The organism is Acrocarpospora catenulata, assembly GCF_018476525.1.
In the GTDB taxonomy this organism is placed as follows: domain Bacteria; phylum Actinomycetota; class Actinomycetes; order Streptosporangiales; family Streptosporangiaceae; genus Acrocarpospora; species Acrocarpospora catenulata.
The window spans coordinates 1-19,610 of sequence record NZ_JAHCST010000031.1; the positions used below are offsets into that span (position 1 = coordinate 1).

General features: G+C 69.8%; 22 protein-coding genes. 12 read left to right on the forward strand and 10 right to left on the reverse strand.

Going from position 1 to position 19,610, the window contains the following annotated elements; genetic code table 11:
* The 3 genes from KIP79_RS27080 to KIP79_RS27090 all read right to left on the reverse strand — a co-directional run.
* Positions 1 to 438: cellulose binding domain-containing protein (locus KIP79_RS27080; RefSeq protein WP_214107755.1), on the reverse strand; the 438-nt coding region annotated here is incomplete at its 3' end.
* Between the two features lie 118 nt (positions 439 to 556).
* On the reverse strand, positions 557 to 886 hold the full coding sequence (locus KIP79_RS27085; protein ID WP_214107756.1) for a hypothetical protein: 330 nt from the start codon (positions 884 to 886) through the stop codon (positions 557 to 559).
* A gap of 8 nt (positions 887 to 894) precedes the next feature.
* Positions 895 to 1,452: a DUF6232 family protein gene (locus KIP79_RS27090; RefSeq protein ID WP_214107757.1), complete on the reverse strand. Its 558-nt coding sequence runs from the start codon at positions 1,450 to 1,452 to the stop codon at positions 895 to 897.
* 228 nt (positions 1,453 to 1,680) lie between these two features.
* Between KIP79_RS27090 and KIP79_RS27095 the strand changes: the two genes are divergently transcribed.
* The 9 genes from KIP79_RS27095 to KIP79_RS27135 all read left to right on the forward strand — a co-directional run bounded on the left by KIP79_RS27095 (position 1,681) and on the right by KIP79_RS27135 (position 7,130).
* Positions 1,681 to 2,241: a carboxymuconolactone decarboxylase family protein gene (locus KIP79_RS27095; RefSeq protein ID WP_214107758.1), complete on the forward strand. Its 561-nt coding sequence runs from the start codon at positions 1,681 to 1,683 to the stop codon at positions 2,239 to 2,241.
* An 88-nt stretch (positions 2,242 to 2,329) separates the two neighbouring features.
* Positions 2,330 to 2,752, forward strand: a complete 423-nt coding sequence (locus tag KIP79_RS27100; RefSeq protein ID WP_214107759.1) for a hypothetical protein — start codon at positions 2,330 to 2,332, stop codon at positions 2,750 to 2,752.
* Complete coding sequence (locus KIP79_RS27105) at positions 2,749 to 2,994, forward strand: MrpF/PhaF family protein (RefSeq protein ID WP_214107760.1); 246 nt, start codon at positions 2,749 to 2,751, stop codon at positions 2,992 to 2,994. The genes KIP79_RS27100 and KIP79_RS27105 overlap by 4 nt, the downstream gene beginning before the upstream one ends.
* A gap of 2 nt (positions 2,995 to 2,996) precedes the next feature.
* Positions 2,997 to 3,263 carry a monovalent cation/H(+) antiporter subunit G gene (locus tag KIP79_RS27110; protein WP_214107761.1) on the forward strand — a complete coding sequence of 89 codons (267 nt, stop codon included), beginning with the start codon at positions 2,997 to 2,999 and terminating at the stop codon, positions 3,261 to 3,263.
* Entirely contained in the window at positions 3,256 to 3,510 is a 255-nt protein-coding gene (locus tag KIP79_RS27115; protein ID WP_214107762.1) for a Na(+)/H(+) antiporter subunit B, read from the forward strand. Before KIP79_RS27110 ends, KIP79_RS27115 begins: the two co-directional genes overlap by 8 nt.
* Positions 3,507 to 4,193: an MnhB domain-containing protein gene (locus tag KIP79_RS27120; RefSeq protein ID WP_308169914.1), complete on the forward strand. Its 687-nt coding sequence runs from the start codon at positions 3,507 to 3,509 to the stop codon at positions 4,191 to 4,193. The genes KIP79_RS27115 and KIP79_RS27120 overlap by 4 nt, the downstream gene beginning before the upstream one ends.
* On the forward strand, positions 4,193 to 4,537 hold the full coding sequence (locus tag KIP79_RS27125; protein ID WP_214107763.1) for a sodium:proton antiporter: 345 nt from the start codon (positions 4,193 to 4,195) through the stop codon (positions 4,535 to 4,537). Before KIP79_RS27120 ends, KIP79_RS27125 begins: the two co-directional genes overlap by 1 nt.
* A 4-nt stretch (positions 4,538 to 4,541) precedes the next feature.
* Positions 4,542 to 6,311, forward strand: a complete 1,770-nt coding sequence (locus KIP79_RS27130; protein WP_214107764.1) for a complex I subunit 5 family protein — start codon at positions 4,542 to 4,544, stop codon at positions 6,309 to 6,311.
* Positions 6,312 to 6,395: 84 nt separating this feature from the next.
* Entirely contained in the window at positions 6,396 to 7,130 is a 735-nt protein-coding gene (locus KIP79_RS27135; protein ID WP_214107765.1) for a GntR family transcriptional regulator, read from the forward strand.
* Positions 7,131 to 7,164: 34 nt separating this feature from the next.
* Here KIP79_RS27135 and KIP79_RS27140 read toward each other — a convergent pair whose 3' ends face one another.
* Positions 7,165 to 7,683 (reverse strand): GtrA family protein, encoded by a 519-nt coding sequence (locus tag KIP79_RS27140; protein WP_214107766.1) that lies wholly within the window; start codon positions 7,681 to 7,683, stop codon positions 7,165 to 7,167.
* A complete protein-coding gene (locus tag KIP79_RS27145) occupies positions 7,680 to 8,099 on the reverse strand; it encodes a hypothetical protein (protein WP_214107767.1) in 420 nt (139 codons plus the stop codon). Before KIP79_RS27145 ends, KIP79_RS27140 begins: the two co-directional genes overlap by 4 nt.
* A 107-nt stretch (positions 8,100 to 8,206) precedes the next feature.
* On the opposite strand from KIP79_RS27145, the gene KIP79_RS27150 reads away from it, so the two are divergent.
* Positions 8,207 to 9,406: an RNA-guided endonuclease InsQ/TnpB family protein gene (locus KIP79_RS27150; RefSeq protein WP_214107768.1), complete on the forward strand. Its 1,200-nt coding sequence runs from the start codon at positions 8,207 to 8,209 to the stop codon at positions 9,404 to 9,406.
* 14 nt (positions 9,407 to 9,420) lie between these two features.
* Here the strand turns inward: KIP79_RS27150 and KIP79_RS27155 are convergent, their stop codons facing one another.
* Genes KIP79_RS27155 through KIP79_RS27170 form a run of 4 tightly spaced genes read right to left on the reverse strand, consistent with a single transcriptional unit; the run spans position 9,421 to position 14,990 of the window.
* Complete coding sequence (locus KIP79_RS27155; RefSeq protein WP_214107769.1) at positions 9,421 to 11,484, reverse strand: galactose oxidase early set domain-containing protein; 2,064 nt, start codon at positions 11,482 to 11,484, stop codon at positions 9,421 to 9,423.
* A complete protein-coding gene (locus KIP79_RS27160) occupies positions 11,484 to 12,224 on the reverse strand; it encodes a polyprenol monophosphomannose synthase (protein ID WP_214107770.1) in 741 nt (246 codons plus the stop codon). The genes KIP79_RS27155 and KIP79_RS27160 overlap by 1 nt, the downstream gene beginning before the upstream one ends.
* Positions 12,225 to 12,226: 2 nt before the next feature.
* Complete coding sequence (locus KIP79_RS27165; RefSeq protein ID WP_214107771.1) at positions 12,227 to 13,801, reverse strand: ArnT family glycosyltransferase; 1,575 nt, start codon at positions 13,799 to 13,801, stop codon at positions 12,227 to 12,229.
* A 4-nt stretch (positions 13,802 to 13,805) separates the two neighbouring features.
* Complete coding sequence (locus tag KIP79_RS27170) at positions 13,806 to 14,990, reverse strand: glycosyltransferase family 2 protein (RefSeq protein WP_214107772.1); 1,185 nt, start codon at positions 14,988 to 14,990, stop codon at positions 13,806 to 13,808.
* 733 nt (positions 14,991 to 15,723) lie between these two features.
* On the opposite strand from KIP79_RS27170, the gene KIP79_RS27175 reads away from it, so the two are divergent.
* Positions 15,724 to 17,391: a glucuronyl esterase domain-containing protein gene (locus KIP79_RS27175; RefSeq protein WP_250213914.1), complete on the forward strand. Its 1,668-nt coding sequence runs from the start codon at positions 15,724 to 15,726 to the stop codon at positions 17,389 to 17,391.
* 143 nt (positions 17,392 to 17,534) lie between these two features.
* On the opposite strand, the gene KIP79_RS27180 is transcribed toward KIP79_RS27175, so the two are convergent.
* Positions 17,535 to 17,894 (reverse strand): MmcQ/YjbR family DNA-binding protein, encoded by a 360-nt coding sequence (locus KIP79_RS27180; RefSeq protein WP_214107773.1) that lies wholly within the window; start codon positions 17,892 to 17,894, stop codon positions 17,535 to 17,537.
* A 166-nt stretch (positions 17,895 to 18,060) separates the two neighbouring features.
* On the opposite strand from KIP79_RS27180, the gene KIP79_RS27185 reads away from it, so the two are divergent.
* Entirely contained in the window at positions 18,061 to 19,503 is a 1,443-nt protein-coding gene (locus tag KIP79_RS27185; RefSeq protein ID WP_214107774.1) for an RCC1-like domain-containing protein, read from the forward strand.
* The last annotated feature ends 107 nt before the right edge of the window (positions 19,504 to 19,610 follow it).

The following is a 19,610-nucleotide window of genomic DNA, read 5'->3' on the forward strand; positions in this document are numbered from 1 at the left end:
GGGGGAAGGGGTCGGGGTGGGGGTGGCGGTGGGGGTCGAGCCGGTGCAGGTCACCCCGTTGACGGTGAACGACGAGGGCTTCGGGTTGGAGCCGGTCCAGGTCCCGTTGAAGCCGATGGAGGTGGACGCGCCGTTCCCGAGGGCGGCGTTGTAGTCCTGGTTGGTCGCGGTGACGTTGGCCCCCGACTGCGACCAGTTCGCCGACCAGCCCTGGGTGACCGTCTGCCCCGCCGGGAACGTGAACCGCAGCGTCCAGCCGTTCCAGGCGTCGCCCAGATTCCTGACGGTGACGCTGGCGGTGAACCCGCCGGTGTTGTTCCCCGAACTCCAGTCGTTCGTCGTGTACGTGACACCGCACGCGACCGCGGCCGCTGCCGACGTGGCCGTGGCGACCACGGTGGTCGCGGCCAGCACGAAGATCGCCATAATCCATCTCATGGCGGCAAGGTACGAGCGCCGAAAACGTTTGTATAGTCAACCAACTAGCGGCACATCCCCGCACCTGGGCGGACGCTAAAGGTTTTCTGTAACTTTCAGCCTGTGCAAGATCAGGCGGTCACATCCGCCCGACCAGCGCGACGATCATGGCGGCGACACCGCCCTGGACGATGGACAGGACGGCGTCCTTGGCCCCTCCGGCGATCGCCGCGCCCAGCGCCTTCAACCTGCCCGGCTGGGCTTCGACCGCCGCCACGACGGCGCCGGGGTCGGCGATGCCGCCGTCGGCGGTGACCGCGCCGTCGCGGGTCAGCTGGGCGACGAAGGCGCGCAACTCGGTGACGGCGGCGTCCAGCTCGGCCCGGTTCACCCCGCCCGACCTGTTGATGACCATGTTGCTGCTGGCGCCGGTCTGCTTGTACTGCTCGCCGTACACGATGTCACTCATCGGAACCCCTACTTGTTGAAGACCATCTTGCTGTCGTTGCCGGTCTGCTTGTGCTGGTCGCCGAGGACCAGGTCGCCGTGCACCTCGATGGTCCGCTCGTACTCGGGCGGATCCTCGATGGCGCCGACGATCTCGTTCTTGATCCGGTGGATCTCGTGCTGGTCGGTGCCGGACAGTGCGGTGAACTGGGTTCCTGCGGTCTCCAGGACCAGCGCGTACTGCCGGCGCCGCAGCAGCATGCGGTACAGCAGGACCAGCAGCAGGTAGCAGACGCGCAGCCCGGAAACGGCGGCCACGACAGCGGCGACCTGCCTCGCTACCTCCTCGACGTCCCAACCGCCGCCGAGATCGAGGTTGGGAGCCACCGCCAGCAGCCCGCCGACAACCGCCCCCGCCAGCACCACGATCATGACGATCTGCTGGAGCGGGTAGAAGGTCGCGAGCTTCCCGGCCCAGACCACCCGCAGGCTCTGCACCCGCGAGATGTTCGCCAGCGGATAAACCTGATGCCCTATCTGGACGACCCGCTTGCTGATACGGATCTGACCGACCTTTTCCTTAGCCATGCCGTCCTCCCCTTCGGCCAAGGTGGTGGAACGGCTTCACAATCACACTGTCGGGGTCGCCGCGAGAGAGTATCCCCCTACTCAAAAACGAGACCGGCCGGCCGGATTTACGACTTATTGCTCTGCACGGCGAGAAAGTGTTGACGGGGTGGAGGTGATCGCGAATTCTGCGTCCGAGCGTTCGTGAGACGTTCGTGAGGCGTTCGCGAGATGAGGGAGGCAAGGCCCATGCCGCACATCACGCTGGTGTCCGATGAGCCGGGAATCCGGGGACTTTTCAGGTTCCGTCCGGAGACGGCCTGGCCGTTGAACGAGCTGGTCGAGACGTTGCTGCGGTCGGACAACACGCTGACGCGCGGTGAGCGTGAGCTGATCGCGGCGTACGTGTCGGCACTCAACGACTGCCGTTACTGCTTCTCCTCGCACGCGGCGTACGCGGCGGCCCAACTGGAGGGCGGCATGGCGCTGGTCGAGCAGGTCCGCGCGGACCTGGGCGGCGCGCCGATCTCCCCCAAGCTGCGGGCGCTGCTGGACATCGCGGCGGCCGTGCAGCAGAGCGGACAGCGGGTCACCGAGCGGCTCGTCGCGGCCGCCCGCGAGGCGGACGCGACCGACGTGGAGATTCACGACACCGTCCTGATCGCGGCGGCGTTCTGCATGTACAACCGGTACGTCGACGGCCTGGGCACGATCGCCCCCGACGACCCCGAGTCCTACGCGGCCCGCGCCAGGCGCATCGTCTCCGACGGCTACCTCGCGTTGCTGGCCGAATCACAGGGCAAGTCGTAACGACCGGTTAACGGTAGGTAGGCGTCCGGTCGGGTAGGTGACCCCCGTAGGTGATCGTTTATCGGGGGCGGTCGTGCGGGGATCGGTCGTGGAGTACGCCGTGTGGTGGGTCCTGTTGTTCGGCTGCTACCTGGCCCTCGTCAGTGACCATCCCCCCGTGGAGTTGGCGGTCGGGGCGGCGACGGCGGCCGGTTGCGCGTGGCTGGCGGTGCGGACCCGGCGAGCCGAGGGACTGTCCTACCGGCCGCGCGCCCGCTGGCTGCGCTGGCTGCCGTCGATGCTCGGACGGGTGCCCGCCGACCTGTGGACGCTGGCCCGGCTGCTGGCCCGCCGCGAGGTGCCCGAAGGCCTCGACCAGGTGCCGTCACCAGAGACCGGGGGCGAGGAACGCAGGGCCGCCTGGCGGGGGCTGGCCACTTTGGCGCTGTCGGTCTCGCCCGGCGCGTACGTCACCGGCGTCCGCACCGGGCGGCCGGACGTGCTGGTGGTGCACCGGGTGGGGCGCGGATGATCGCCGCCACCCTGGTCATGCTGGCCGGGGCGCTGCTGCCGTGCCTGCTCGCCACGGTGCGCGGGAAGCCGGTCGACCGGTTGGTCGGCCTGGTGGCCGCGGGTCCCGTCGCCGCGCTGGTGCTGCTGCTCTTGGCGGCGGCGTACGGCAGGAGCGCCTACCTCGACGTGGCCCTGATCGCCGCGCTGCTGTCGTTCGCCGGATCGCTGGTGTACGCCCGTTTCCTTGGACGCACCCTGTGAGCGTGCTGGGCCAGACGCTCGTGTGGGCGGGGACGGCCGTGATCGTGCCGGCCGCCGCCGGGCTGCTGACCACCTCCGGCGCCCGCCGCCTGCACTTCGTCGGCGCGGTCACCACGGTGGGGGTGCCGCTGGTCGTGGCCGGCCTCATGGTGGACGCGGCGGCGGTGTCGGACGCGCTCAAGCTCGCCGTCATCGGGCTGCTGCTCGTCGCGACCGGCCCGGCGACCGTGACCGCGGTGGCCAGGGCCATGGGACGGCCGGATGGGTGAGGTGCTGCTGGTGGCCGCCTTCGCGCTGACGGCGCTGATGGCGACCGCCGTCGTGCTCACCCGCGACCCGGTGCGCCAGGCGATCGTGCTGTCCGGGTACGGCCTGAGCCTGGGTGTGCTCTTCGTGACCCTCCAGGCGCCCGACGTGGCGATGGCGCAGCTCGCGGTGGGCACGGTCATGGTGCCGCTGATGGTGATGCTCGCCGTCGCCGCCATCCGGCGGCACCAGCGGAAGGACGGGCCGTGAACGCCGTGCGAGGGCTGCGGCTCTGCCTGCTGGCCGCCGGATCCCTCGGCTTCGCGGTCCTGTTCACGCTGGCCGTGCTGGACCTGCCGCCGTTCGGCGGGAACTTCCACCCGTACGGCGACCGCGCCGTCCGGGCCTCGCTGCTGCGCGGCACCCCGAACACGGTGTCGTCGGTCAACTTCGACCAGCGGTCCCTGGACACGCTGGGCGAGGAACTCATCCTGGTGGCGTCCGCGCTCGGCGCCGTGGTGCTGCTGCGCGCGGTGCGGCGCGAGGAGGAGGACGAGCCGGCCCGCCACCACCTGGGCCCGGCCGACGTGTTCGACGCGCTGCGGGTCACCGGGTACCCGCTGCTGCCGGTCACCGTCCTGGTCGGCGTCTACATCGTGGCCCACGGGCAGCTCAGCCCCGGCGGGGGGTTCCAGGGCGGCGTCGTCCTCGGCACCGCGCTGCACCTGCTCTACCTCACCGGCGACTATCCGGCGCTGGCCCGGATCCGGCCGGTCCCGCTGTTCGAGGTCGGGGAGACCGCCGCGGCGGCGGTGTTCGTGGTGCTGGCGCTGGCGTTCGCGGGGCAGGTCATCGCGAGCAACGTGGCCGTCGGCGTCGAGGTCGGCTGCGCGTTCGTGCTGGTGCTCGCCAAGTTCTTCGAGCAGGCGCTGCTGATCCGGGTGCCCGCCTGATGGCCTGGGCGGCGTACCTGGTGGCCGGGTGGATCCTGCTGGCCGGGATCTACGGCATCGTCACCAGCCGGAACCTGGTGCACGTGGTGGTGTGCCTGTCGGTGGCGCAGTCGGCGACGTACCTGCTGCTGCTCTCGGTGGGCTTCCGGCAGGGGGCGACGGCGCCGGTGTTCTCCGACATCCGGCCGGGGCGGCGGGTGGTCGATCCCGTCGTGCAGGCGATGACGCTCACCGACGTGGTGGTGGGGGCGACGGTCACGGCGCTGCTGCTGGCGCTCGCCGTCCAGGTGGCCAAGCGGCGCGGCACCGTCGATCCGGACGCGCTGCGCACGCTGGAGCGGTGACCGGGTGCTCTCGCCGGTCGAACTGGCCATCGCGGTGCCGTTCCTGGCGGCGATGGTGCTCGCCGGGGCCGGCCGGTGGCTGCCCCGGGTGGTCGTGGACGCCGTCGCCATGGGCGCCACGCTCGCCGTGACGGGGCTGCTCGGCGCGGTCCTGTGGGAGGCAGTGCGGTACGGCACGGTCGTCGTCTGGGTCGGCGGCTGGCGTCCGCACGGTGGGGTGAGTACCGGCATCCCGCTGGTGGCCGACCCGTTCGCGACGGCCCTGGCCCTGGTGGTCGCCGTGCTGACGGTGGCGGCGCTGCTGTTCTCCTGGCGGTACTTCACCGAGGTGCAGGCCGTCTTCCACACCCTGATGCTGCTGTTCCTGGGCGCGATGTGCGCGTTCGCGCTGACCGGGGACCTGTTCGACGCCTTCGTGTTCTTCGAGCTGATGAGCGCCGTCGCGTACGTGCTGACGGGTTACCGCGCCGACGAGGCGCGGAGCGTGCACGGCGGCCTGAACTTCGGCGTGGTGAACTCGCTGGCCGCCTATCTCTCGCTGACCGGCATCGCGCTGCTGTACGGGCGGACCGGCGAGCTGGGGTTCGCGGCCGTCGGCGAGCAGATCCGGGCGGCGGGCGGCCCGGACACGGGGGTGCGGGTGGCCTTCGCCCTGGTGTGCACCGGGTTTCTGGTGAAGGCGGCCGCCGTGCCGTTCCACTTCTGGCTGGCCGACGCGCACGCGGTGGCGCCCACGCCGGTCTGCGTGCTCTTCTCGGGGATCATGGTCGAACTGGGCGTGTACGCCGTCGCCCGGACGTACTGGACGGTCCTGGGCGGGGCCGAGGAGACGACCGCCCGGGCGCTGGCCGTCTTCGGCGGGACCACCATGCTGCTGGGCGGGGTGATGTGCCTGCTGCAACGGCACATCAAGCGGCTGCTCGCGTACTCCACGGTCAGCCATGTCGGGCTGCTGGTCACCTGCGTGGCCCTGGCGCGGGCCGACGCGCTGGCGGGCGGCGCGTTCTACCTGATCGGCCATGCGGGGGTGAAGGGCGCCCTGTTCGTCGGGGCCGGCGCGCTCCTCAACCGCTTCGAGACGGTGGACGAGCACGAACTGCGCGGCCGTGGCCGGGACATGCGGGTCACCTCGTGCCTGTTCCTGCTCGGCGGTCTCGCGCTGGCGGGGCTGCCGCCCGGCGGCATGTGGCTGGGCAAGGTGCTCGCCGAGCATGCGGCTCCGCACGGGTGGTGGTGGCTCACCGTGCTGGGGGTGCTGGCCTCGGGGCTCACCGGCGGCGCGGTGCTGCGGGTGTGGCTGCGCGTCTTCCGCGGCGCCGGGCGGCGGCCGGCCGGTCAGGCGGGCGAGCGCGAGGCCGGCGAGACGGCCGCGCCGACGCCTCGGGTCCCCTGGCTGATGCTCGCCCCGGGGCTGCTGCTGCTCGCCGGCGGCCTGCTCGTCGCCGTGCTGCTGTCCGGACCGGAGGTGCTGCGCGGCGCGCGGACGTTCACCACCGGGTACGCCGGAACCGTCCTGCACGGCCGGCCGTCATTGGCCCACGCGGGCCGCCTCCCCGAGCTCTGGACCGCGTCCGCCCTGGTCAAAGGGCTGGCGGGGGTGACCGCCGCGCTCGCCGTGGCCGCGCTCGCCGTCTGGGGCAGGCGGGTGCCCCCCGCGGCCCGGGCTCGGCCGGTGTGGTCGGCGCTGCACACCCTGCACTCGGGGCACGTCGGCGACTACGTGGCCTGGCTGCTCGCCGGGATCGTGCTGTTCACCCTGCTGGTGATCGTCTGAGGTCCGGTGTTGGACGTGTGACATGATACGACTGCTCGTTCACCACACACTTGACCACCCGGGGGCCATTACATGGCGCCAGGCATGCGGACCAGGCCGTTGCTCGCCGATGTGGTGCGTGCGGAACTCCGTAAGGCGATCATGTCGGGCGAGTTTCCTGTCGGCTCGAAGCTGCCGAACGAGGAGTTGCTCCGCGAGCGGTTCTCGGTCAGCAGGGTCACCCTGCGGGAGGCCGTGCGCGGGCTGATCGAGGACGGCATGGTGGTCCGCCAGCACGGCTCCGGCACCTACGTCACCCACCGCCCGGCGCTACGCAACTCGCTGGACACCAACTTCAGCTACACGGAGTACCTGGAGAGCAGCGGCGTCCGGGCCGGCAAGCAGGTCCTCAGCGCCCGCATCGTGGTCGCCGACGAGGCCACCGCGCAGGCGCTGCGGATCGAGGTGGAGTCCGACGTGGTGGAGATCCGCCGGGTACGCAACGCCGACAGCCGCCCGGCCATCTACTCCGAGGACTACCTCCCGGCCAGCATCGTGGATCCCAAGGCGGACCGCGACGCCTTCCGTGACTCGCTCTACCGGCTGCTGGAGGAGCGCGGGCACGCGGTCGAGCACGGGGAGGCCATCCTCGTCCCCGTCGTGGCCGACCGGAGGCTGGCCCGGGTGCTCGACGTCGCGGTGGGCACTCCCCTCCAGTTTCTGGAGCAGGTGGACGTGGACGCGCAGGGGCGGCCGGTGATGCGGTCGCTGGAATGGCACGTGCCCTCGATGGTCGAGCTGCGCGTTTACCGACGCGGGCCCGGCCCCAGCGCAACCTGATCTATCAAGACATAAGACGTCTTACATCCCGTGTTCATGCCTCGCTCGTGGCGACGCCGTCCCGGTAGATCAGCCGATCGGTGACAAGGAAGCGGACCAGGAACATAGCCCCGATCACGACCATCGATCCAGCTAGCGGGTTCACCCTGGCCACGGAGACCAGGACCATCAGGAACGGGACCCGTACCACCAGGTCGGCGTTGCCGGAGAGCATGAACCAGCCGTACCGCCGGAGCCGACGGTCGGGGCCGCGGTCGCGGAACACCAGCCGGTCGGTGAGGGCGAAGTTCCAGCTGTTGGCGACCTGGTGGGCGACGACCGCCGAGAGCGTGTAGTGCAGGCGCAGCAGATCGGTGCAGAGCCACATCACCGCAAGGTTCGGCAGAAACCCGGACACGCCGACCATGCCGAAACCAAGGAACCGGCGGACCCCCGCCGCCCGCACCCGCGGGACCCGGATCCATGCGGCCCGGATCCACGGGGACGGGGTCTGTCCGGCGGGGGCCGGTAAGTGGTCTGCGAGGAGATCCTGCTCCCCCGTGGAGGCCGTCATTTCCGGTCTCCGGGGCCGCAGGCGACGCCGTCCTGGTTGGAATCCAGCTTCTGCCGGTCCTTGCCGTGTACGGCCAGCGGTGGGAAGCCGCGGGCGGCGAGCCACGCACACTTGCTCTCCCCCTTGGCCAGTTTGGGGAAGGAGACCGGCACGCACTGGGCGATCGTGCCGTAGGTACGGTCGCAGCCGTCGGCGAAGGCGGTCACCGCCACCTTCTCCGGCCGCTTGGCCACGCGCGCCTTCGAGGGGCCGGGCTTGGCGGCGAACGGCAGGATCCGGGGGGCGGGCTTGGGGCCCCTGGCCGCGCGGTCCGCCACGGCGTCGGCAGGGACGCCCGTGGAGAGCGCGGTGAGCGCGGTCCCGGCCAGCACCGTCACCGTCGCCAGCGCGATGACCGCCGTCTTCCTGGGTTTCATCGAACCCTCCTTGAAGGCTGGAGACCCCGGGCTTCAACCCTGGGAAGGAAAGCCGGAACGGCGCTTGTCGGCTTATGCAAAGCGGATAGCTTTGGTAAAGTCGATCTATGCGGACGGCGTACAAGTGCCGGGCTTACCCGACACCGGAACAAGCCGCAGTGCTCAACCGCACCTTCGGCTGCGTCCGCTTCGTCTGGAACCACACCCTGGCCTGGCGGCATGAGCGCTTCCACGGCGAACGAGTGAAGACGAACTTCGTCCAGGCCAACGCCCACCTGACGGCAATGAAAGCCGCTGACCAGACGGCATGGCTGAACGAGGTGTCCTCGGTCCCGCTTCAGCAGGCGATCCGCCACCAGCAGGTGGCCTTCACGAGCTTCTTCGCCGGACGAGCCCGCCACCCGCGCTACAAGTCCCGGGCGGGACGGCAGAGCGCCGAATACACCCGCTCGGGATTCCGCTACCGCGACGGCCAACTTTGGCTGGCGAAGACGGACGCCACGCTGGCGTTCGTATGGTCCTGGCCCGGCATCGACCCGGCGGCGATCGACCCGACCACGGTGACCGTGTCCCGTGACCCGTGCGGACGCTGGTATGTGTCCTTCGCCGTTGACGTGGACGACCCCGCCCAATTCCCGGCTACCGGTGCCGTCGTCGGCGTGGACGTGGGCGTCAAGGACTTCGCCGTCACCAGCGACGGGGAGAAGATCGCCAACCCGCGCCATCTGGCGCGCAGAGCGGCGAACCTGGCCCGCTACCAGCGTCGCATGGCCCGCAAGCAGCCCGGGTCTAGCAACCGCGCCAAGGCGAAGGCGAAGGTTGCGCGTGCGCACCGGAAGGTGAAGGCGGCCCGCGCCGACTTCCTGCACAAGACCAGTACCCGGCTGGTCCGCGACCACGACGTGATCGTGATCGAAGACCTCAACGTCAAGGGCATGGTCCGCAACCGATCCCTGGCCAAGGCGATCTCCGACTGCGGATGGGGCACCTTCCGCCGCATGCTGGACTACAAGACCGCGAAATACGGCCGCCACCTGATCGTCATCGACCGCTGGTACCCCAGCTCGAAAACCTGCTCGGCGTGCGGGCGTCTGCTCGCCGGACTGAGCCTTTCCACCCGGCGCTGGACATGCCCGGGATGCGGCACCCTGCACGACAGGGACGTCAACGCCGCCAAGAACATCCTGGCGGCAGGTCTTGCCGTGACTGCCTGTGGAGGTGACGTCAGACACTCCGGGTCCTCCCGGGTGCAGTCGCCGGTGAAGCAGGAACCCCAGCCTGTGAAGGCTGGAATCCCCCGCCCTTAGGCGTGGGGAGGAAGTCAAGACAGATGCACCCACTTCGCGATCGAGGGCACGCCCGCCGCGTCCACCACGGTGAGCATGTACCAGCCCGGCGGGGCGAGGTTCGGGTTGGTCGTGACGTTGAGGTCGAGTTCGTTGCCGGGGAGCACCGAGAGCGGCAGGTCCACGTACCGCTGGTTGGGGTCGGAGGAGTGGGTCACGGCGGCGGGGCGGATGAGCGACGCCTTGACGACGGGCCCGCCGACGGTGATCCGCTGCGCCGCGCCGTACGTCCAGGAGGTGGAGGTCAGCGACACGATCTCCGGGCGGGCGCCCTTGAACAGGTACGGCGGGGAGTAGAGAGAGATGCGCGGGTCGAAAGTGCCGTTGCCCGGGTTGTCGCCGACCGCCATCACCCGGCCGTCCGGCAGCAGCAGCGCGGAGGAGTGGTAGGTACGGGGGACGGGGTCGGTCGCCATGCCCGGGGTGTAGGTGTCGGTCTGCGGGTCGAACATCGACGCCTCGTACACCGGGTCGGCGCGGTTGTGCAGGCCGCCGCCGGTCTCCAGTACCTTGCCGTCGGGCAGCAGGACCGCCGAGACGTACATCTTGCCCTGGTCGCCCGTCTGCGGGGTGTTGTCGTGGTTGTGCCCCTGGGGCAGGTCGGGGCCGGGGGTGTAGGCGGGGGTCGGCTCCTTCAGGTCGATGATGTCGGTGAGCCGGTGGGCGTCCACGTTGGTCTCGATGTTGCCGCCGCCGATGGTGATCACGCGCTGGTCCTGGGCGGGCGGCAGCAGCACGCTCATCGACTGGTCCCGCTCGTCCTTGCGGCGCAGCCCGGTCACGTCGGTGACGGTTCCGGTGGTCCAGTCGTAGAGGGACGCGCCCGTGCCGGGCGTGCCGTTCCCGAAGACGTGCGAGCCCGTGTAGAAGAGCCGCCCGTCCTGGAGCAGGATCATCGCCGGGTACAGGCCCCAGAACCGCCAGGTCTGCGGGACCTCCCACAGCGCCTTCCACCGGTTCTCGGCGGTGGACCAGAGCTCGGTGGCCACCGAGCCGCTGGAGTCCTCCTTCAGCCCGCCCACCGAGAAGACGTCCCCGTTGCCGAGGACGGTCGCCGACGGGTACCAGTGCCCGTCGTTCATGTCGTTGGTCGCCTGGTAGGTGTTGGTGGCCGGGTCGAACAGGTAGGAGACCTTCAGGCCCTTGTAGCCGTGACTGCCGTCGGCGGCGGGATAGTCCTTGTTGCCGCCCATGACGAGCACCTTGCCGTCGGGCAGCTGGACGTGCCCGGCGCAGAACAGGTCGTCCGGCGTCGGCACGTCGGTGAACGTGCCGGTGGCGGGGTCGAACACGCTGGTGGTGAAGGTGCCGGCGGCGAAGGCGTCCGGGTCGTTGCCGGAGCCCGCGATCAGCAGGACCTTGCCGTTGTGCAGCAGCACGGTGTGGATCGCCCGGACCGGTGACGGGTAGGAGAGCACCTCCCACGAGCCGGTCTGGCACGGTCCGCTCGAACAGGGCGGCTCTGGTTCCGGAACCGTGGCGTCGACCATCGCGTAGTCGTCGGTGACCAGGGTGCCGACGCCGTAGACGGTCACTCCCCAGGTGATGCGGTCGGTGTCCGGTGGCACCTCCGGCGTCCGTACGGTGGCCTGCTGCCAGGTGGCGGTGACCGGGAGGGCCGACAGGTCGGTCCAGTAGTGCCAGCCGGCCGCGTCGTGGCGGAACATCGTGATCACGGTGTTGGGGGTGGAGGTCTTGTACCAGACCGACAGGTCGTACTGGTGTCCCGGCGTCACCGCCGGGGCGCAGGAGGAGGCCTCCAGCATCATCGTCTTGCGGTCGCCGCTCGCGATGCGGGTGATGTCGATGGCGACGGCCCTGCTGCCCGAGTGGGCGTCCGAGGTCACGGTGAAGGCGAAGTCGTTGTCGCCCCAGCCCGACTGCTCGAAGCAGGCCGGGAAGCCGCCGGCGTCCAGCGTCTCCAGGCTCGCGTTGAGCACCAGGTTGTCGGCCGCGGCCACCGGCAGGGCCCCGGGCAGGACGGCCAGCGTGGTCAGGGTCGCGGCCGCCAGCAGCGCGGCCGGGCGGGCGCGGCGCATCACTCTTCGCCCAGCGCGAGTACGGGAGGCCGCCGGTCGACGCCGCTGAACCGGAGCCTGCCCAGGTGCCGGACGAAGCGCAGGCCCTCCCTCACCGAGGACTTGGACTCGCCCGCGAACCGGCGGCCGAACCGGTACGGCACCTCGGCGACCGTACGGGGACGGCAGCGCACCACCAGCTCAAGAAGGATCTTGTAGCCCAGCGGCCGCAGGTCGTTCGGCCGAAGCACCGCCCTATTTATCGCGAAAAATCCGGACATGGGGTCGGTGATGCCTTGGAGTTCGCGGAAGAACAGCAGTTTCGCGGTCAGGGTCGAGTACCGGGAGACCATCAGGCGGTAGTTGCCGTCCAGGCCGTCGCCGTTGCCGCCCCGCGCGTACCGGCTGGCCACCACGAGGTCGGCCCGCTCCGCCGCGGCGATCAGCGCGGGCACCGTCCCCGGCGGGTGCTGCAGGTCGGCGTCCATGACGACGATCAGGCCGCCCCTGGCCAGGCGCATGCCCTCGACCACCGCGCCGCCCAGGCCACCCTGGGGAGCGTCCCGATGGTGCAGCCGGACCGGGAGGCGCGAGGTCTCGGCGGCGCGGGCGACGGCCCCGGGAGTGTCGTCGCTGCTGTCGTCCACGAAGATGATCTCCGCTGCGTCGGCTTCGAGGGTCTTGTTGAGCAGCTCGACGAGCTCTGCGATGTTGTCCGCTTCGTTGAAGGTGGGGATGACGATCGACACGGGCGGGGTCATGATCAGCCTCCGTAAACGCGGCGAATCTCGATCCGGGCGTAGCCCTCGCCGAAACCGGTGAGCGGTGTTGAGTGGGTGAGCGTGTCGCGGACGGTGGGCAGGCGGGCGGCGTCCTGGCGCATGATGCCGCTGGAGATCACGTAGTCGAAGTCGCGCCAGCCGCCCGGCAGCTCCTTCCGTACCGCGCTGTCCAGGTCCGCCTTGTAGAACCAGACGGGATCGAAGCCGGAGTTCCGCAGGTCGAGCCAGAGAGCGTCGTCCACCAGGACCTTCACGCCCTGCGGCTCGGCCACCGCGCCGCGGAAGAACTCCAGCGCGGCGCGGCGGTCGGCGTTGGCGTCCACGGTGAGCACCCTGGCCTGGCCGGGGAGCCAGACCGCGAGCACGGCGCCGGCCGCGGCCACCACCGTGGCGGCGAGGAACCAGGGCCGCAGCCGCCGCAGCCGCAGGACCAGCGGCAGCGCCCGCAGGGGCAGCGGCAGCCGGCCGAGCGCCCGCGCCGCCGTCCGGAGCAGGGTCTCGGCGATGCCCGCCGCGCAGATCGCGAAGAACGGCAGCAGCCCGATGATGTACATGGCGGGCAGGTAGCCGGAGGGCCGCATCCCGACGACCATGAGGATCATCCCGCCGAGCGCCACCGGACGCAGCCGGCTGAAGGCCATCCCGGCCACCACCGACAGCGCGCCGCCGACCACGATGACCGGATCGGTCGCCAGCCACGCGGTGAGCAGCTCGTTGGCCCCCGTACCGGAGACGAACATGTTCCCCGACGGCGGCCGGTCGCTGAGCTGGAACCTGACGGCATCCCAGAGGGAGACGTGGTCGGGACCTGGCAGCAGCTCGCCCTTGAGCAGCGCGTAGAGGGGATAAAGAGCCCCGGTGAGCACCAGGCCGCTGCCGAGCCCCGCCAGCGAGAACGTCCGGGTGTGCGGGTCGGCCGTCCGCCACATCGTGTACGCCACCGGCAGCACCGCCAGCAGCATCGTCTCCTTGGTCAGTACGGCGATCGCCGCGCACACGCCGCTGGCCACGTGGTGCCCGAGGTGGCGGCTCGGCGACAGCGCCAGCGCGTACGCGCCGAGCACCCAGGGCACCGCGATGTTGTCCAGGTAGAGCTGCCGCTGGAGGGTCAGCGCGATGGGCGACAGCGTGAACAGCAGCACCGCCGCGCCCGCGGCCAGGGGCGAGAACCGGAGCCGCCTGGCGATGATCCACAGCAGCAGCGCGCTGATCCCCGTGACCAGCGGCATGATGAACCGCCCGGCCGCCACCGCCAGGCCGTCCCGGAACAGCAGCTCGGGGATCCACGAGAACGCGCCGATCTGCAGCCAGCCGACCGGCGGATGGTCGTACCAGTAGGTGTAGTGCGCCAGGGAACCCTGCCGCAGGGCCCACGCCTGCGCGAGGTAGGTTCCCTCGTCGTCGTCGATCGCCGGGTAACCGGTGACGTTGACCAGTTGCACGGCGACCACCACGGTGATCAGCAACGCGGGCGCGTAGGTCAGCAGGCGGCGGGGCGGGGCGACGGCCTGCCCTGGCGCGGCCTGCGGGAGGTGTAATCGTTCGAGTACGGCCATCGGATCAGTCCCCCTCGTGGGCGGCCTTGAGATGCACGCCCAGGTGCTTGGTGAGCTCCCACTCACGCCGTCCGGTGTATTCGCGCAGCACCGCCCGCGCCGCCGCCAGCGCCAGCACGACGTTGTAGAGCGGCATCCCGGCGAGCAGCCGCAGATAATGGAGCGTTCCGATACGTACGCGGTACTGCTTGCCGAAGTCGTGCAGTCCGGCCACCTCGAAGGCCAGCGTGGCCAGGGTGGGGATGACCGGCAGGAACGAGATGAACGCGACCCCGACGGGGACGTCGGCGAACAGGCCCACCGCGAGGCCGACCGGGATGACCGCCCCCGAGAACGCCTGCACCAGCGGCGAGATGAGCGTGTACCGCGCGAGCGCGCGCTGCCCGAAGGTGGGCAGCCGCCGCCAGTCCCCCTTGCGCAGCACCTGGAGGAAGCCCTGGTTCCAGCGGGTGCGCTGCTTGAGCAGGGCCGTGATGGAGTGCGGCGTCTCCTCCCTCGTCACCAGCACCGCGTCGTAGGCGACCGCGATCTTCTTGCCAGCGGTGCTCAGGCGGACGCCCAGGTCGCAGTCCTCGGCCAGGCAGTTCTCGTCCCATCCCCCCGCCTCGCGGATCACCTCGGTCCGGACGAAGACCGTGTTGCCGCCCAGCGGGATGAACCCCTTTTGGGCCTGCAGGTGCAGCCGGCTGCGGAACCAGAAGAAGTACTCCATGCAGTTCCGCACGCTGTACCAGCTCGAATCGAAATTGATGAGCTGGACGCCGCCCTGGACAACGTCGGCCGCGGTGGTGCGGAACTCGTGGTCGATGTGCTCCAGCAGCAGCGGGTGCACCTGGTCCTCGGCGTCGAACACCCCGACCACCTCGCCGGTGCAGTGGGGCAGCGCGGTGTTCAGCGCCTTCGGCTTGTTCTTTCGCTCGTTGGTGTCCACCACCACGGATACTCGTGTGGCGTATTGTGCTTCGAGTTGCCGTGCGATAGCGGTGGTGTCCGGGTCGTCGTGGCCGACGATAATGATGATCTCGTAATTCTGGTGGGTCGACTCGAGGAGTCGCTCGACCGTCGCGTGCAGCACGTTCTCCTCGTGTCTTGCGGGCACGAGGAGGGAGAAGGAGAGGTGGTGTTGTCCGTCCGGCGGGGAGAATCGAGTGGCCTTGAGATTCTCCGGGGTACCCCATGCGTGCAGCATCCACGTTAGGGTGGATACCGCAGATGCGGTAAGGATCAGTGAGACTAGAATAACCAGGACCCAGATCCACATACCGATCACGTTATATGCCGGATGTTATCGGTGAGTTAATCCCGATAGAGCTGGCACGCGACAACGGAATTTCTTTTTCGCTCCAGTGAATTCGGTGTGACGCACACGTTTCCAGGTCCAGACGTTTCAATATCTGGGAAATGATTTCGGAACCGAATTTTATTCCATGCGACGCCTTGGTGTCGCGGCTCGACGGCCAGGTACGGGACGACACCTGCCCACACACCGGAACCGCGTCCCGCGAGTCCGAAACTTTCGGGTGTCGAAGTGGAACGCGCCTACAATTCAGCTAGTTTCCGAAAGTTTCGACATCAGCATGCCCATACTGCCAGTTCAAAGGTAGGGCGATAAGTAGATCTTAGAAACCTTTCGATATCTGCGTTGACGTGTTTCGAGCGGATTCCCAGACTGAGCGCCAATACCCCACCCGGAAGGGAGAGCCCTAGTGATCATCAGCTCGGGCCGCTCAAGGATCCGTTCGAGGGTTGTCGCGCTGGCGGTCGCGGCGTCGCTCACGGTCGTCGGAGCGGTAACGGTAGCGTCCACCGAGGCCGCCGCGGCCGTTGGAGTTGAAAACGAGGGTGCCGACTGCGTAGTGAACGGCCTGCCCACCGAGGGATCCTTGACCACCAACACCAGGCTTCCGGATCCCTTCAGGAAGTTGGACAACACACGCATCTCCACCAAGTCCGATTGGCGGTGCCGGCGGGAAGAGATCAAGAGGCTGGCGGAGCGGTTCGTCTACGGCGAGAAGCCCGGAAAGCCGACGAGTGTGACGGGCACGGTCTCCAGTAGCACCATCACGGTGAACGTGAGTCACAACGGCAGGACCTCCAGCTTCTCCGCGAGCGTCTCGCTGCCGAGCGGTACCGGACCTTTCCCCGCCGTCATTGTCTATGGAGGATTCGGCGCGGACACGGCCACCATCCGAGCGGCCGGTGCCGCCGTCATCAACTACGACCCCTACGTGGTCGGGCGAGAGGGCACACCGCGGAACAACAAGCAGGGCGCTTTCTACACCATCTACGGCGCCACAAGCAGCACCGGACTGCTGGCCGCCTGGGGCTGGGGGGTGAGCCGGATCATCGACGTCATCGAGCAGTCGGGCGGCAACATCCTCAAGGCGGACGCGACCGGCGTCACGGGCTGCTCGCGGTTCGGCAAGGGCGCCTTCGTGGCCGGTGCGTTCGACCAGCGCATCGCGTTGACCATGCCGATCGAGTCGGGCAGCGCCGGTGTGCCCATCTTCCGCGGGATTCCCGGGGAAGGCGCGCAGAGCCTGAGCAGTGCCTACGGTGAGCAGCCGTGGCTGGGCGACGCGTTCGGCTCCTTCACGGGCAGCCCGACCCGGCTGCCGGTGGACACGCACGAAACGGTGGCCATGATCGCACCGCGCGGGCTGTTCATCATGGACAACCCGCACATCGCCAACCTGGGTCCGCGGTCCGCGAGCGTGGCGGCCCTGGGCGGAGCCGAGGTCTACAAGGCGCTCGGCGCCGGGGACAACATCACCTACTGGTCCGACGTCGCGGACGGCACGCACTGCGCCAACCGGGCCGAATGGCGGACCCCGTTGCAGCAGAACATCCAGAAGTTCCTGCTGAAGACGGGCAACGCGGCCGGCACGATGCGGATCTCGTCCAGGGCGCAGGGCAACCTGGCCGACTGGCGGGACTGGACGACCCCGGTCCTCACCGACAGCAGCCCGCCCCCCACCGACACCACCCCGCCCAGCACCCCCGGCACCCCCACCGCGTCCAACGTGACCGCCAACGGCGCCACGCTGACCTGGGCCGCGTCCACCGACACGGGCGGCTCTGGCCTGGCGGGTTACAACGTCTACCGCGAGCAGGGCGCCACCGACCCGCAGCTCGGCACGACCACCACCAACTCGATCACGCTCACCGGCCTGACCCCGAACACCCAGTACCAGGTGTACGTGCGGGCGCGGGACGGCGCGGGCAACCTCTCGGCGGTCTCCAACACCGTCCAGATCACCACCCAGCCCGGGACGTCCACCGGAGGCTGCTCGGCCGTCGCGACCGTGCAGACCCAGTGGAACAACGGGTACGTGATCCAGCCGCTGACCATCACCAACACCGGCACCTCCACGATCACCGGCTGGACGGTCACCTTCACGCTCCCGGCCGGCCACACCCTGACCGGCTCTTGGAACGGCACCGTCACCGTCAGCGGTCAGACCGTAACCGTCAGAAACGTCAGCCACAACGGCACCCTCGCACCCGGGGCCAGCACCACCAGCTTCGGCTTCCAGGCAAGCCGCCCGAACGGCGACACCGCGCTGCCGTCCGGATACACCTGCGCCTGAACTCGATGGCCACCCACTGCAGTGGGTGGCCATCACCTTTTACGGCTGTCGCCTTCCCCCACCGACCACCGTCCCCCTCCCCCGTTGCCCGGCGCTCCTCACCGCTCCCGGCCGACCGCCGTCACGGCCCCAGGTCATGAGGTTCAGTCCACAAGGGCGGCCAGGCGTTTGGGGGCGATCAGGCGGTAGCTGTCTCTGATCAGTTCGTCGAGTTCGGTCCAGTCCTGGTCGGTGTCGAGGCGGGCGCCGACCCAGCCCTTGGCGCCCACGTAGGCGGGGACGAAGAAGCGCTGAGGGTCGGAGCCGACGAGGGCCGCCTGAACGCCCGGGCCGGCCTTGAACATCATCTTCAGGCCGTCCTCGCTGGTCATCAGGAACAGCTTCTCGCGGATGCGGAACGACGGGGCACTGTGGCCGCCGAAGGGCTTCTCGACCACTTCGGGGAGAGCCAGGCAGATCTCGCGCACCCGCGCCAGCACCTCGTCCTCGACTTCGTCAGCCATGTACGCCCTCCCGGTCGCCGCCTGCGATGCGCGACTCACAGTACCCCCGGGGCGTGGACAGCCGATGGAACGGAATGTCACGCCTTCCCGAGGTAGGTCCATTCGTACTGCATGGGGGCATCTGATCATGAAAATAATCCGGCGTTCCGGATCCGTCGTGGTGACGGTGACGGCGTTTCTGTTAGCAGGGGTGACGGGGGCGAGCGGCCAGGCGGTCGCGTCCTCGCACGCGGTGGCCTGGGGCTGGAACAAGCACGGCCAGCTCGGCAACGGCGCGACCGCGATCGCGCAGCCCACCTTCGTGGAGGTGGGCGCGCTACCCCAGAGATTCACCAGAGCCGCCGCGGGCCAGACGCACAGCCTGGCGGTCGCCGCGGATCGTACGGTGTGGAGCTGGGGACGCAACGGCTCCGGCCAGCTCGGCGACGGCACGACGACCTCGCGGCTGAGCCCGGGACCGGTGCCGGGCCTGTCCGACGTCGTCGACGTCGAGGCGGGCGCCGGCTACAGCCTGGCGCTGCGCGCCGACGGCTCGGTCTGGGCCTGGGGCGCCAACGACCGGGGACAGCTGGGCCAGCACGATGTGGTCGACCGGCCGGCGCCGGTCAAGGTGCTCGGGCTGACGAATGTCGTGGACATCGAGGCCGGGGTGGCGCACAACCTGGCGGTCAAGTCGGACGGCACGTTGTGGGTCTGGGGCGACGACACCTTCGGCCAGCTCGGTTACGGCTCCTACGGCGACTACCTGCCCTATCCCCGGCAGGTGGCCGAGCTGAAAGGAGTGATCGGCGCGGCGGCCGGCGAAGGGCACAGCCTCGCGCTGCGCTCCGACGGCGTCATCTGGGCCTGGGGGAACAACAGCTCCGGGCAGCTCGGCGACCACACCGTGACCAGGCGCGTTCGGCCGGTGCTGGTCCCGGGCTCCAGCGGATTCACCCAGGTCGCCGCGGGCTCCGCGCACAGTCTCGCGCTGCGCTGGGACGGCTCGGTGTGGTCCTGGGGAGGCAACTGGGCCGGGCAGCTCGGAACCGGCGACTTCGCCGACCGCCCCTACCTGGACCGCGCGCACGTCGGCGGCGCCACCCGGATCGACGCCGGCGCCCACTTCAGCCTCGCCCGGCAGCAGCCCGGTACGGCCTGGGCCTGGGGCGCCAACGGCCTCGGCCAGCTGGGCGACGGCACCCAGACCGACCGCGCCATCCCGGTCCGGGTCACCGGACTGGACGGCGTCCAGGCCGCGACCGCCTGCGCCGCGTCCAGCCACGCGCTGGCCATCCGGGAGGTGGCGCCCCCGGCCCCGCCCCAGGTCCAGCTCGACCTCGACGCGGAGGGCGGCAGCCTGCCCGCCGGCGGCTCGCTGACCGTCAACGTGGGCACCACCGCGATCAACAGCTCCACCAAGATCCAGATGTCGGTGACCGGCCTGCCGTACGGCGTGACCGGAACGTTCAACCCGGCGGTGCTGATGACCGGCAACGCCACCACGCTGACCCTCACGGCCGCCCCGCAGGCCCCGACCGGCTGGTTCACGATCACCATCACCGCCACCTCGGCCGCGCACACGACGTCGGCCACGTACGAGCTGAACGTCACCGACCCCATCGAGTGACGCGTTCCCGCCGCACCGACGACCGCCGCCTCGGGTACCGACCGGCGGTCGTCATGCCGGGACGCACTCCCGCCCCGCGGACGGCGTAACGACAGGTTTTCGGCACG